Raw genomic sequence first — 14,929 nt, forward strand, 5'->3', positions numbered from 1 at the left:
GTTGCCTAGTGCGAATATTGCTGTCGACACAATTGTGTCGCCCCCGTTTATGGAAAATAGCTTGATTGTCCGCGTCGAAGGACGTGACGATTGTTTGGTTGTCGATCCGGGATTTGATCCCGAAGCGATTGCTGAGAAAATGAAGTCGCTGGGCGTCGAACCGGCGATGGTGCTGCTCACGCATGGCCACGCCGATCACATTGCCGGCAACGGTTTTTTCAAGGAACGTTGGCCGGACGTGCCGTTGGTCATCGGGACCGGGGATGCCGGCATGCTGACCGATGCGCGGGCCAATCTCAGCGCGCTGGCTGGGGGGAGTATCACCAGCCCGCCGGCGGATCGGACCGTCGATGAGGGGGATGTTCTTGAAGCAGCTGGTATCTCGCTGCGTGTGTTGGAAATTCCTGGCCATTCCGCTGGGCATGTGGTGTACGTCATCGAACAGGTCGAGCCGCACATTGTGTTGGGCGGCGATGTGCTCTTCCAAGGGGGGATTGGCCGCTTTGATTTCCCCGGCGGCAACGAACAAAAACTGCTCAATGGCATTCGCACGAAGTTGTATACCTTGCCGGATGACACGATCGTCTATCCCGGACATGGACCGCCGACCACCACCGGCGAAGAAAAACGATCCAATCCCTTTGTGCATATGTAAAATAAAAACGGGCTGATGCACGAAATCATGAGCACGCTTCACAACTTCCATCCGCTGATTCAACAATGGTTCCGCTCCCGGTTCGCAGCGCCGACTGAACCGCAACAGCGGGGCTGGCCGTTCATTGCTGATGGACAGCACACATTGATTGCTGCCCCGACGGGGAGCGGAAAAACTTTGACCGCTTTCTTGGCGGCGATTGATCGGTTGTTGAAGTTAGCGCTGGCGGGGGAACTTGAGCAGCGGATGTATGTCGTCTACGTCTCGCCGCTGCGGGCGCTGTCGAACGATATGCACCGCAATCTGGAAGACCCGCTCAACGAGATCATGGCATTGGCCACTGAAAACGGCATCGATGTCCCGCCGATTCGTGTGGGCCTGCGCACCGGTGACACCAAGTCGTCGCAACGCGCCGCACTGGTGCGGAAACCGCCGCACATTCTCGTCACGACCCCCGAGTCGTTGTACTTGATGCTCACCGCCGAAAAGAGCCGCGAGAAACTGAAGGCTGTCGAGACGGTGATTGTTGATGAAATCCACGCCCTCGTCCGCGACAAACGGGGCTCGCATTTGTCGTTGACATTGGAACGCCTGCAGTCGTGGTGCGAACGGCCGTTTCAACGCGTGGGGCTTTCAGCCACGCAGCGGCCGATCGAATATACGGCGCGGTTTCTGGTCGGGTTCCATGGTCCAAACGCCGGGCAGTTACCCTGCGAAATCATTGATGTCGGTCATCAGCGCGAATTGGACTTGGCGATTGAAGTCCCGCCCAGCGAACTCGGCGCTGTTTGTATGCACGAGCAATGGGCTGAGGTGAATGAGCGGATCGCCGAGTTGATTAACAATCACCGCAGCACATTGATCTTTGTCAATACGCGGCGAATGGCGGAGCGGATTACGCATCTGCTGACCAAATTGATGGGCGAAGACGCCGTCAGCAGCCATCATGGTTCGTTGGCGGCCAAGTTTCGTTTGGAGACCGAACAACGTCTCAAGGAAGGTAAACTCAAGGCGGTGGTGGCGACTGCTTCCTTGGAGTTGGGTATCGACATTGGGTATATCGATCTGGTCATCCAAATCGGCTCGCCTCGTTCGATTGCCACGTTTCTACAACGTGTCGGACGGTCGGGACACTCGTTGGGTTTGATCCCCAAAGGCCGGTTGTTCGCGCTGACTCGCGATGAGTTGTATGAATGCATGGCGCTGCTGCGGGCGGTGCGTGGTGGACGCTTGGATCGCATTCCGATTCCGACTGCTCCGTTGGATATCCTTGCTCAACAAATCGTCGCTGAAGTCTCGGCCGAGGAATGGGGCACCGACGACCTGTTCGCCGCATTCCGCCGCGCCGCACCGTATCATGAATTATCACGGACCGATTTTGACAAGGTCGTTGAATTCCTGAGCGAAGGGGTCGCACACGCCAACGGCCGCAGCCGCGTCTTTTTGCATCACGATCAAGTCAATCGTCGAATCCGCCCGCGCCCCGGCGCGCGCTTGGCGGCAACAATGAACGGCGGGGCGATTGGCGAAGTCGCTTCGTATCGCGTTATTGCTGAACCGGAACGAACTGTCGTCGGTACATTGGATGAAGAATTCGCTGCGGAAAGCCAAGCGGGCGATATCTTTTTGCTGGGGAATACGTCCTGGCGGATTCAACATGTCCGCGGTGGTGAAGTGACCGTCTTCGATGCACATGGAGCACCGCCGTCGATTCCGTTTTGGCGCGGTGAAGCTCCGGGACGGACTTTAGAACTCTCGGAAGAGGTCTCGCGACTGCGGGAGGAATTGGAACCGCTGCTTGATGATGAAGCTGCAGCGCAGCAATGGCTCATTGGCGAAACTGATATTACCCCGGCAGCTGCTGAACAAGCGGTGACGTATGCCGCGGCGCAAAAAGCGGCGTTGGGGTTGTTGCCGACTTGCAAACGCGTGGTCTTCGAGCGGTTTTTTGATGAGAGTGGCGGCATGCAGATGTTGATTCATGCCCCCTTCGGCGGTCGGATCAATACGGCATGGGGTATGTCGCTGCGCAAACGGTTTTGCCGGTCGTTTGATTTTGAACTGCAAGCGACTGCGGACGACAACGGCCTGATACTTTCACTCGGCCCGCAACACAGTTTTCCGCTGGAGAGCATGTTTGGCATGCTCAATCCCAACAACGCTCGCCATTTATTGGAACAGGCATTGCTTGCAGTGCCGACGTTTCAAATTCGCTGGCGGTGGAACGTCACCCGCTCGCTACTTGTCGCGCGGATGAATAACGGTAAAAAAGTACCGCCGCCGCTACAACGATTTCGCGCGGATGATTTGCTGACGGCTGTGTTTCCCAAATTGACCGGCTGCCAGGAGAATATCACCGGCGATCACGAGATCCCTGACCATCCGCTCATTCGGCAAACGATGGAAGATTGTCTGTTCGAGGCGATGGACATTGCTGGATTGGAAAACGTTCTCACCGGCGTGCAGCGGGGTGATATTACGTACGTTGCGCGCGACACCCGCGAGCCTTCGCCGTTTTGTTACGAATTGCTCAACGCTAGCCCGTACGCGTTTTTGGATGGTGGCGAGTTCGTCGAACGTCGTGCGCGGATGGTGGCGACCCGTCGCTCGTTAACCGTCGATAGCGTGAGTGATCTTGGACGTCTCGATCCGCTAGCCATCTCGCAAGTCCGCGACGAAGCCACCCCGACGGTGCGCGATGCGGATGAATTGCACGACGCCTTGTTGGGGCGAATTTTGCTGCCCGTGAATGAAGCGGCCGATTGGTCGCCCCACTATTTAGAATTGCAAACGGACGGGCGGGCGACGACCGTCACACAGCCCGATGGGCGCCGCGCGTGGGTGGCGACCGAACGACTGCCGGCGGTGTTGGCGACGTTTGATGACATTGACGTCGCGCCGCCCGTGACTGTTCCGGAAAACGTGCGGCAAGAATGGGAATCGACCGAGGCCCGTGTTGCGATTGTCCGGGGTTTGATGGAAATGTGCGGCCCGATTTCCGTCGAAGAGGTTGCCGAGCGAACCTGGACGGCGCTGAACCAAGCGGCAGCTGCCTTGGAAGCACTCGAAGGCGAGGGCGTGGTCCTACAAGGCCATTTCACACCCGCCTGCTACGATGAAAAATCGGACGACCCACAACCCAGCCAGGATGTGCAGCGAGAATGGTGTCATCGACGACTGCTGTCGCGGATTCATCGGCTTACGTTGCAAGGCCTGCGAAAACAAATTGAGCCGGTCAGCGTTGATATTTTCATACGACACCTCACGCGGCACCAACAGGTGCTTCCCGAAACCCGCCGCACGGGATCCGATGCATTGTTTGACGCGATCGCACAACTGCAAGGGATGGATGTCCCGGCCGTTGCTTGGGAACGGGACGTGCTTTCTGCCCGCGTCGAGAATTATCAACCCGCCTGGTTGGATGAACTGTGCATGACGGGGGAAATCGGTTGGGGACGACTGTATCCTCCGCGCCGCGACCCGCAACGGAGCCGTCCGATGGTCAGCCTGACCAAGATCGCGCGGATGTCGCTATTCCTCCGCTCCGACGCTGATTGGTTGAGTACGTCCTCCGCAGCGGTCGATGTGGATGAACTGACCACGCCCGCGCAGCAAGTGCTGGAGTGTCTGACCGAGCGGGGCGCAATGTTCGCCGGCGATTTGGCCGCCGCCAATCACATGCTCCCCGGCCAGCTTGCCGAAACGCTCGGAGAATTGGTAGCCAGTGGATTGGTGACCGCCGATGGCTTCGATGGTATACGGCAATTTGTGGCCAACAAACCCGCTGCATCAAACTCCGCCCTGCCGGCGCGCATGCGTCGCGGCGCCGGTCGCCGACGGCTGCCGGTCAAATCGACCGGGCGTTGGTCGGTCTGGGAACGTGATTCGGAAACGTCATTGTCGGTCGAAGAGACGAACGAACAGTGGGCGTGGCAATTGTTACGTCGTTGGGGCGTCATCTTCCGCGACCTGTTGCAGCGGGAACAAGGCGCACCACGTTGGTTTGAATTGTTGCAAGTCTACCGGCGTCTGGAAGCTCGAGGCGAAATTCGCGGCGGACGTTTCATCGCCGGTGTGGGGGGTGAACAATTCGCGCTGGGGGACACCGTCAATCAATTGCGGCAACTGCGCGACGACGGTCCGCGGCAAGAATTGATCGTCCTCTCCGCAACCGATCCGCTGAATCTGATCGGCATCCTCACCGATCATCCTCGCGTCCCCAGTACCGCCTCGAACCGCATCGTCTATCTAGATGGCATGCCTGTCGCGAGTCTGCAAGCGGGCGTGGTCGAATACCTGGACGATTGCCCCCCGGCCGCTTACACTTTGGTTGCATCGCGACTGCAAGACGACGTCACCTGCGACCTCAGTCATGACGCCCGGCAACGTTCGTTGGAGCGTCTAGAAAACAAAAACGCCGAATCCGCCGCCCAGCGAGTCCGTCAACGCCGTGAAAAGAACGGGTTTCAACGTCCGCGGGTGATTTGAATCGCATCTCCCGAATTGAGGGGCACCTTGTTGAGACGTTACGGTCGTTTGCGCTGCGGTTTCTGTGCGGCGGCCGCTTGCGTGATTTTCTCCCCGATCATGGTGATCTTGTTGTCACGGAGACGTTTTTCGTTGAGCCAGTATGGACTGCTGATTTCTTTGAAGGCATAGATTGCCGCCTGAATTCCTTCAGCCCAGGCAACCGTAATGAGCTTGATGTCGCCGTGCACGTCGCCGATGGCAAAAATGCCGCGACGGCTGGTTTCGAAATAGGCGTCGATGGCAATACTGCCATCATCATTGAGTCGCACGTCCAACCGTTCAAACGTGTCTTTAGCCGACAGAAAGCCGATTTGCACGATCACACCGTCGCACGGCAGGGACTGTGAATTGGAAAGGGTTAGTGCTATGCGATCACCGGAAAATTCGGCATTGGTGACCTCCGTGGCTGTGTGAACAACGCCGCCGGAGTCCTTGATCCGCTGCAATGAATCGTCTTTACCGACCGGTGTCTCCTCTCGAACGATGACCTCCGCCAGTCCACCCCGTTCCAAGACCATGACGGCCGCATCCAAAGCCGAATCCCCGCCGCCGATGATGGCGATTCGCTGGTTCTCGTAGTCGCCGATTTTGGGGTTTTTATAATAGACCTTATTCGACTGCAGCTCGTCCAACACAGGATGTTTGCGAGGAAAATGCAACAACCCGCAAGCAATAATCACCTTGCGACACAGATAGCTGCCTTGGCTGGTCACGACCTCCTTGAGTTGATCTTCATTTTCGATCTGATCGGTTTCGTTGATCTCCGTCAATTCTTCTTGAAAGCGAAACTGGACCAGGGCGTCGACAGCTTGACGGTAGGTTCGATCCGACAACTCTTCACCTGTGACTCCATCGGGAAACCCAGGAATATCGACGATGCGTTTGTCAGCGTACAAGAACTGCGGCTGCCCCCCCGGCCGATCCTTTGCCTCAATGACCAATGTGGTCAGACCGCGGTGAGCCGTTGTGAGACTCGCCGCCAATCCCGCAGGACCGGCCCCGATAATGACAACGTCCCAATAGGTCAAACTGTCAAAATCCAGATCCGCGTCGAGCCGTGTAACTTTAAAATCGGCCATCGTGCACCGCCACTTCCTTCGAGAATCCTATGTACCAAGGTGATACCAAGCGTATGGCGCAGCTTAACGCGAGATTCCACGTCAATCCAGCGGGATGGAGTGGGGCAGCCGAATGTTCGATGAAAATGCGCTCGATTTCAGCGGGCGGAATTCACTCGTCGAGGTGACTGAGCTCGCCCATGATTTGCCCCGTCCAGTCGACTGCTTCGAGGTAGGCCTGGCTAATTAAACAGGGATCGATACCAGTGGAATTTACTGCATCCCAATTTGCCTGTTCATAATCCAAGACGCATTGCAGCGCCCAGGCGAGCGGTCCGGTGGATTCTAACAACGCCTCGGTGATCGGGTCGGCTAGCGGGACAAGATTTAGGATTTGCTCCATCGGACAGTCGGCGAAGGCATCCAATAACGAAAACAGTCCCAAGGTCAAATACTGATCGGAGTCTTTGTGGCCAGATTTCGCCGCTAACAGTTCACACATTTTTGCCCGCACATTGGCCGTGACGACCAACTCGGGCGATTTTTCGTTGATCGCTCCAAACCCCAAGAGACCGACCCAGGTGCGCAATTTGCGCAAACCGACGAGCGTGGAGGCTTGCCGGATTGAGGCAATTTGGTTTTTCAAACCGCAACTGCTTGAGTTGATATACAGTAACAATTTGTAGCAAAGTCCCGGATCACGCTTGATCAACTCTTCCAATTCGCTGATCTGCACATTCGGGTCATGTAGCTTGGCCACCAAGCGCATCGTCGTGATTCGATCGGCTGGGACTTGAAAACCTTCGATGACGCGCGGTCGCGACGTAAAATAACCCTGAAAATACTTGAAACCCAGTTTCTTACAGAATTCATATTCGTCATGCGTTTCAATTTTTTCCGCCAACAGTTCAACGCCGAAACCTTTGAGCAATTTTGCGTGCTCTTCGACTTGGGCTTGGCTTAATTGTTGGATGTCGATTTTCACGATGTCCGCGCAGCGGACGAGCGCGTCGAGGTGTTGTTCGTAGACAAAATCATCGAGCGCAATGCGATACCCCATTTGCGAAAGTTTCATCAACGCATCCGCTAACTCCGCAGTCGGTTTCGCATCTTCCAGCAACTCCAGCACAACTCGTTCCTTGGGTAGCGATTCGCAATGCCCGTTCAGCACAAACTCATCGCTGACATTGATAAACGCCGGTCGCGACCCGGCAATATGCTCAATGCCAATGTCGACAAACGTATTGAGTAGCAGTTGCCCTGTCGCCTCTTCGCCGTCGATGAACAGCGCGCGATTGTGATGACTATCCCGATACAGCAGTTCATAGGCGGCCACCTGCAAGCGACTGTCATAAATCGCTTGCCGGCCGACATACACCGCGGCGGGATTCATCCGTATCGTTTCGTCGGATGCTACTATTTTCATTAGGAGCGTCTCAAAAATGTTTGGGCTACTGGAATATCGATCGCAGCGAGTCCTGAATTTTGGAGATTTTTTCGACCGGTTTGTCGTTGGCACAACAAACCCGATTCCGACCGGTTTCTTTGGCGCGATATAACGCCTCGTCGGCCGCTTTGAGAATCACATCTTCATCACGCATTAAACTTTCGCGCGTCGCGACGCCGACACTCACCGTGATCGGATGCTCAAACTGTTCGAAATACCCCAACGTTTCGCTTTCGATCTTGCTCCGCAGTCGTTCGGCACCTAGTGCCGCTGACTGGAGATCGCTTCCCGGGCAGACAACAACAAACTCCTCTCCACCTTGCCGGCAGACGACGTCGCTATCGCGAGTCACGGTTTGCAGAATTGCCGCAACTTTTTTCAAAACCAAGTCTCCCACGTCATGTCCGTAGGTATCGTTGACGCTTTTGAAACGATCGATATCTAGCAACATGCAGGACAGTTGCCCCCCCTTGCGGGAGATCGTGGCCCACTCTTCCTTGAGACATTTGATCAGGTATCTCCGATTCGGCAAAGCGGTCAACGCATCCGTAAAGGCCGCCTGTTCCAACTTGCGATTGACGACCGCCAGTTCAGCCGTCATCTGTCGAATGTGCTCTCGTTCCAGTTCCACCTCGTGCTGTAATTCGATCATCCGCACAGCGGCGCGAATTCGCGCTTGCAAGGGCCGGGCACGCAGTGGTTTGACCAAATAGTCATCCGCACCGGCTTCAAATGCCTCGACCAGCCGTTCTTCTTCGCCGTTGCTGGTCATAATGATCAGATACAACTGGCGACCAAACTTCGCTTTCCGCAACGATCGGCACAACTCAAACCCGTCCATCTCCGGCATCATCCAGTCGGTGATCACGACATCGGGATTTGTTTCTAACGCGGTTCGTAACGCTTCGCGGCCATTCGACGTTCCGACAACGGAATGCCCGGCCGCCTTTACGAGTTTTGTGATCAATGCCAGTTGCAGTGGATCATCCTCGGCGACCAAAATCCGCAACGATTTGGGTTGGGGGTCGTTCTCGCCTTCGGGTTCGATCTGCTCCTCAACCGTTACTTCCGATTCCACCTCGCGCGATTTCTCCAATATCTCTTCGAATTTCGGCAGTTCTCGCGTATTGACGTTGAGGATTTCGCCCCATGTTTGCCATTGCTCGGCGACCTCGTCGCACAATTCCGCTAACCCAGACGATTCCAAGTCAATCTGGTCGTAACAAGCCATGAGCTTTTTGATTGGTTCCGCGCGGCTGTCTTCGTCCTCGACACAGACCCGAGCGATCTGATTGGCCGTTTGGAGAATGAGAGTCAATACGTCGGACTGCGTTTTTGTCGAGGGCGCTTTGCGGTGATCGTCAATTTGATTTAAGACCGCAATACGGAATGACTCGGGCAATCTCCAGTCTTCCAACATTGCCGCAGTCATTTCCGCATGATCGGTGCTGAACGCTTGTTGTTCCAAATCCCGCAATTCGTTCCCAGTACCGTTCGCCCAAGTCGTTAGCACCTCAGCGTATTCTTCCGGGTAGACGCTCGCCAGCGCCAACCGGCCGATTTGACTTAACAACCCGCAAGCAAAACCTTCTTCTTGAGGAGCGGCTTTTGTCATTCCGCACAACGTTTTTGAGGCGATTCCCAAGACCAAGGAATTCGACCAAAACCGGTCGTAATCAAACCCCTCGCACGGCCCGCGGCGCGAACTGGACAATACCGAAAAGCCCAACGACAACGTTCCCACTGTACGCATGCCCAAGCGTACGACCGCATCGGAAACCGAAGCAATCGGTTTGCGGGCGCCGGCATGGGCGGAGTTTGCGAATTTCAAGGTCCGTCCCGTCAATGCCGGGTCGGCTTGGATGGTCTGAGCGATCTGCTTAATCGTCGAGCCTTCGTTTTGCGTCAAACGCAAAATCTCCATTGCCACTCCAGTCGGAGAGGGCAACAACCCGGTCGCTTTTAATTCATCAAATCGTTTTGAGAGGGCGATGGTCACAGTTCTGGCTCCCAGGGGAAAGGCAGGGCGCGGATAAATTTCAATGAATTCTTAAGCGCAGCTGATCTGTTGGTGTGAAGCGGACCTTGAGATCCACTCCCCGTAAAGCTAGCCCGAATCCGCGATTGCGTGCCAAATTGAGTCCGTCCGCACGCACAAAACTGTGTGGAAACGGACCTGAGATCCAATCGTAACGTTTACAACGATTTCGCATGACGTCCGTTACGGCACACGTTCCCGGAATGAACAGCCCAAAATGGCTTCTGGTTCGCACAATCGCGCTCGAAGAAATCGAGACCTCCGCCCCTGCGGCGCGTCTTAAATTGATGTTCTTCATGACCGGTCGTAAAAACTTCGCTTGACGGGCCGCCGAAGGCCTTGACGCGTTTTTGAAAATCTGCGAGAACCCCGACCCTCTTCACCTCTCTCAATCAAGTCTCAAAGTCCGTCCCGTCTCAATTCGGGCGACGCCAGGTCGTCATCGCACGATCCGCGTGTCCGCCGAAGGATTTTTGGTATGAATCTCAACGCCAAGTCGCTATTCCTGATCGCTTTGTTGGCGAGTCTCGTAACCGGGTGTGCCAATACGCTGGAAATGCGAACCATCAGTCAGTGGATGGAGCAGGTCGAAGAAGAGGACCTGGCAAAAGTTCGCGATCGCAGCTCCGATAAGCTTGGAGAGCAAGCGTTCCCGCTGAGCAAACCGGCCGAACCGTTCGCCGCTTTGAAGGTGCTCAACCTGCCTAAAGGACAAATCACAATCAAAGATGTCCAAGATGAGGGCGAAAACAAAATTGTCATCGCTGAAATTGGCGAAAAGGACAAACCGAAACGCGAGTTGGTCTTCACAATCACCCAGGATGATGATTCCGGAAATTGGGTTGTTGATGACGTGCATCGCTCTGAAACGCAACGGACCGGGCAAAAACGCTATCGTTCCGTCGCCCAACAAATGAATCTGCTGCTAGCCGTGCAAGAGTTCAACTACATCTGGACCAACGGCGACCGCCAACAGGTTTTGGGAAGTTGCACGCCGCGACTGGCGCGTCTGATGGCTGAATTGCCGCCACCGGATCTCGACCACATCTTGACCAGCGTGCACGGTAAGGGAAAAGGCAGTAAGAAATTCAACCCCCGCGCTCGTATGGCTGAAGATTCCGCCGAAGTTTCCATGAGCAAAAACGGCCGCAAAATTATTGCCGCCTATCGGAACCACGACGGACGCTGGCTGGTCGACAATGTCGCCGTGAGCATTTCCGGAGAATCACGCGGCGAAGTTCGGGACATCCCTTCCATTCAAGACTTAGCCGCCGTACTCATCACCACAAATTCATTCCGTGCCGCCTACGATGGAAACGACAAAACCGGTCTGGAAGAAGTGACCACACCGCAGTTCTTTAAAGGGGCTCTCGCCTCGGCGGACCTCGCATCATTTCCAATCCCGGCAATGGACAACGTCGATCAAGACAATCGGAGCGTGGATATTGTCGAAGGCCGCGCCGAGTTCGTGATCCGCGATGCCGACGATGTACTGCAAATCACGCTCATGCGGGATAAAGACACCCCCGTCAATGCACCGCGAAAATACCGCGTCGATGATGTCACGGTTTGGCAGGATCGGCAAGAAAAACGCCTGGCAGCTATCTTTAATGCACAACAGTCGATGCAGGTATTTAGCCACGCCCTGGCACAACGCGATCTGAAGACGCTCGATTATCTTTCCACACGAGATTTCCGCAAACGTGTTTGGGAACGGCTGACACCCGACACGATTCATGATCTGCCGCTCAACGACATTCCCAACACACCGCCCATTCCGGAAAACATTGTCTTCCGCGGACAACTGACCGAAATCACCGTCAACCAAGGCGACAAGCCGGTCACCTATGTCATGCGTGCTCTGCATGGTGAAATGAAAGTGGACGACATCCTGTTCCCCAGCGAGGGACGTCCCGATTCACTGAAACAGACCGCGGAAATTATGATTCCTATCTATGATTTCGCTGCCGGTTTCCGCTTGAACAACCTAGAACTGGTGGCTGTGAACTCGTCACGTGAACTCAACCGTATGGCTTGGAGCCAATGCCGATGTATTCCGCATTTGAATGTCACACCTGCATCGCACTTGAAAATGCCGCTGCATCGCGTCGAAAACTCCAATCCGAAAAACGTACAAGTCGTCTTGGGCGACCAAAACCTGGGCGCGGTCGTCTGGTTGGTCAAAGAAAACAACGCCTACCGCATCGACGACATGCGGTTGATTCAGGGACCGGATGAGCGTCGCGACCAAGTACAACTGAAACAGCACGTCCGATTGACCTTGGCCGAGGGAGAAACGATTCCCAGAGAATTGCAAACCATCGTCCCGGCCGGTTTCGACGTCATCCGCGAAGACCCGTTCCCCGAAACGGTCGGACAAGACACGGGAATCGAACAAGCCGTCGGCAGCGACGACGATTACCTCGAGCATCCGTAACGGATGTTTGATGTTTGGAAAACAAAGAACGGCGGCCGGAATCTCTATCCGGCCGCCGTTTTTTTGGACCCTGCGATCATCCAGCTGAGATGAACATCTGTTCGCGGAGGTCAGTCACCTCACTCTGGTCAAGGCAATTCACAATTGGGACATTTCATGTGAACTTCCTCCGTCGGGGAATGCGCCAACAGGTATGCCTTTTGGGTTCGTGCAAAGCACTGTTCACAGAACGGACCACTACCAATACCGTTTTCGCGGCGCACATAAAAAGTGTCGCCTTCGATTTCTCATTTCCCGGATAAAGGAATGTCGGAAAAGCTGAGTCGCATTACCGCAATAAACCCAAGTATTTCCCAATAAGTCGTCTGCAATAGGGCTTTGTCGCGTCCTACGGGCGGTTCCGGTTGGTATCGCTGGCTCCACGTCAATAAAGAAGGTTTCTGTTTCCACAGCTTCCTGATGTGCTTGCATCAAGGCCTCGTGCGTCTTATTCGACTCTACTCGGACAGCATCGTCCATACGGCTATTCACGAAATGTAATACCTGTTTCGTACTCTCCTGGTTGCCCTGTTCCACGAATTGCCGGAGAAGCTCCTTGATTCTGCCCCCTTGGGGATTCACTTCAGACATCCGTCCATCAAAGGCGGGCTTGCGGGGCTTAGGACGTTTAAAAAGTTGAAGAAGCGAGCGCAGCATTATGTTTTGGCTTCTGTCAACTGAGTTGAAGTTAGACGGTACTTTTGCCAGAGATCGCAGGGTGCCCCCGAAAGATTCTATCGGTACGGCACAGACGTGGGAGGGATGTTCCTATCAGCCAAGTCCAACCTTCAGCAAACCTACTGCCGACTTCGTCGTCCCGGATAGAATCTAAATGGGCCACCCGCGAAAGTCCAATCGGCGGTTGTTCGGCCTACGGGATTGTGACCGACGCTGGTTGTTGGATGACCGTTTAGCAGCGATCCGGGGATTAGATAACCCTCCCCGCGTTAAACAACAAACGACTTGCGTCACTGCGATCGTTCCATTCGCAGCCAGCGTGACATGTGTGCCCCCCAACCAACGAGTAATCGTTTCTGACAACGTGTTGCGGCCCGTCGCCATAGACGCCAAGTGCCGAGAATTCGCCGAAAAATGCAGAATTACCGGGAATTTCGTCAGGCAATTTTTAGTCACGGTTTGCCTATCTCTGTGGCCGGCTGCTTTATTCGTGTATCATGAAAATAGAAGAAAAGGAGCATTGCTGTTTCATCGACTTGTTGTGGTTGAAACGGCGTTCCAACCCGCAAGTCAGATTTTGTAAGCTAGAACATGATGCAATTCAGTCGTCGCGGAATGCTTTCACTTTCCGGATTTGGCTTGGGACAAATTGCCGTTGCCGATTTACTTGGTGGGGACCAGCAATTCGGTGCGGAAACGCCGGAGCCCTCCCGCATTCCGATCCACGGTGATCTTCGCGCGCGGAAAACGCATTTTCCGGCGGGTGCCAAAGCGGTCATCCAGCTGATCCAAAACGGCGGTCCCAGTCAGATGGACTTGTTCGACCCCAAGCCACTGCTGACACAAATGGCCGGCAAACCACACCCCGATGGAGTCGAAATTCACCAACCAGATAACGTCAACAGCCTGCTCCCTTCGCCGTTGAAGTTTCAAAAATATGGTGAATGCGGCATGGACGTTTCCGAAGCGTTGCCGCACATCAGCACCGTTGTGGATGACCTATGCTTTGTGCGTTCGATGTACACAGAGCACAACAATCACCTGGAGGGGCTCAACATGCTCCTCACCTGCAAGATATTTCCCGGCAGACCGGTGATGGGAGCGTGGATCAGCTATGCCTTGGGCACCGAAAATAATAATCTGCCGGCGTACGTCGTCTTGCGCGACCCGGATGGATACACAATCGGAGGGAAACAACTTTGGGCCAACGCCTTTCTGCCTGCGTTGTACCAGGGCGTTGAGTTCAGTACGCGCGGCGCACCGATCCACCATTTGAATCCTCCGGCGTCACTTCCGCCGGGCGCTCAGCGCGCCAACTTGGACTTTCTCAATCAACTGAACGCTCGACATCTCCGCAATCGTCCCGGCGAGTCTGAGTTGGAATCGCGGATCGAGAACTTCGAACTGGCAGCACGGATGCAACTGGAAGCGCCCAGTGTGCTCGATTTGGCCGGAGAAACACAGGAAACACAGAAACTCTACGGCCTCGATAAACCGGCGACTGCAAAATACGGCACGCGCTGTTTGATGGCGCGCCGCCTTGTCGAATCGGGCGTGAGGTTTGTGCAAGTCACCACAAGCCCCGGGCAACCGTGGGACCATCACAACGATATCGGCAAAGGCATGTCGAATATTGCCACTGCGACGGACCAAGGGGCGGCGGCGCTCATCAAAGATCTCAAGCAACGCGGATTGCTCGATAGCACGATTGTCATGTGGGCCGGAGAGTTTGGTCGTCTGCCCACGACACAAAATGGAAAAGGCCGCGACCACAACCGCAACGCGTTCACTCTCTGGTTTGCCGGAGGCGGATTTAAGCCGGGGCTGATCTATGGCGAAACCGACGAGTTTGGTTACAAAAGCATCGTCAATCGAGTCGGCGTTCCCGATATGATCGCCACCGTCTGCCATCAGTTGGGGTTAGACCACCAGAGAGTCCAGTTTCCTCTGGGCGGTCGTGTTGAGACTCCTTCCAATGTGACCGTCACCGGCGCCAAAGTCGTTGGCGACCTGTTGAGCAACACAGTCTATAGTTCATGACCTGACG

Annotated in this window: 8 protein-coding genes; 5 read left to right on the forward strand and 3 right to left on the reverse strand. The window is 55.1% G+C overall.

Translation table 11 applies throughout. The features are described 5' to 3' along the window. The first annotated feature begins 1 nt into the window (after position 1). Together CA54_RS02195 and CA54_RS02200 are read left to right on the forward strand one after the other, a co-directional pair. Positions 2-655 (forward strand): MBL fold metallo-hydrolase, encoded by a 654-nt coding sequence (locus tag CA54_RS02195; RefSeq protein WP_197532135.1) that lies wholly within the window; start codon positions 2-4, stop codon positions 653-655. Between the two features lie 27 nt (positions 656-682). After that, positions 683-5,143 (forward strand): DEAD/DEAH box helicase, encoded by a 4,461-nt coding sequence (locus CA54_RS02200; protein WP_146369237.1) that lies wholly within the window; start codon positions 683-685, stop codon positions 5,141-5,143. A gap of 38 nt (positions 5,144-5,181) precedes the next feature. Here CA54_RS02200 and CA54_RS02205 read toward each other — a convergent pair whose 3' ends face one another. From CA54_RS02205 to CA54_RS02215, 3 genes are all read right to left on the reverse strand, one after another. Beyond that, positions 5,182-6,264 (reverse strand): NAD(P)/FAD-dependent oxidoreductase, encoded by a 1,083-nt coding sequence (locus CA54_RS02205; protein WP_146369238.1) that lies wholly within the window; start codon positions 6,262-6,264, stop codon positions 5,182-5,184. Positions 6,265-6,415: 151 nt separating this feature from the next. Then, a complete protein-coding gene (locus CA54_RS02210) occupies positions 6,416-7,669 on the reverse strand; it encodes an EAL and HDOD domain-containing protein (protein WP_146369239.1) in 1,254 nt (417 codons plus the stop codon). 25 nt (positions 7,670-7,694) lie between these two features. Then, positions 7,695-9,689, reverse strand: coding sequence for an HDOD domain-containing protein (locus tag CA54_RS02215; RefSeq protein ID WP_146369240.1), 1,995 nt, complete (start codon positions 9,687-9,689; stop codon positions 7,695-7,697). A 212-nt stretch (positions 9,690-9,901) separates the two neighbouring features. Between CA54_RS02215 and CA54_RS29090 the strand changes: the two genes are divergently transcribed. The 3 genes from CA54_RS29090 (at position 9,902) to CA54_RS02225 (ending at position 14,922) form a co-directional block, all read left to right on the forward strand. Continuing rightward, entirely contained in the window at positions 9,902-10,051 is a 150-nt protein-coding gene (locus CA54_RS29090; protein WP_197532136.1) for a hypothetical protein, read from the forward strand. 155 nt (positions 10,052-10,206) lie between these two features. Then, positions 10,207-12,165 (forward strand): hypothetical protein, encoded by a 1,959-nt coding sequence (locus CA54_RS02220; RefSeq protein WP_146369241.1) that lies wholly within the window; start codon positions 10,207-10,209, stop codon positions 12,163-12,165. A gap of 1,308 nt (positions 12,166-13,473) precedes the next feature. Further along, a complete protein-coding gene (locus CA54_RS02225) occupies positions 13,474-14,922 on the forward strand; it encodes a DUF1501 domain-containing protein (RefSeq protein ID WP_146369242.1) in 1,449 nt (482 codons plus the stop codon). Positions 14,923-14,929: the final 7 nt, after the last annotated feature.

Origin of the sequence: Symmachiella macrocystis (genome assembly GCF_007860075.1) — a bacterium.
Taxonomy (GTDB): domain Bacteria; phylum Planctomycetota; class Planctomycetia; order Planctomycetales; family Planctomycetaceae; genus Symmachiella; species Symmachiella macrocystis.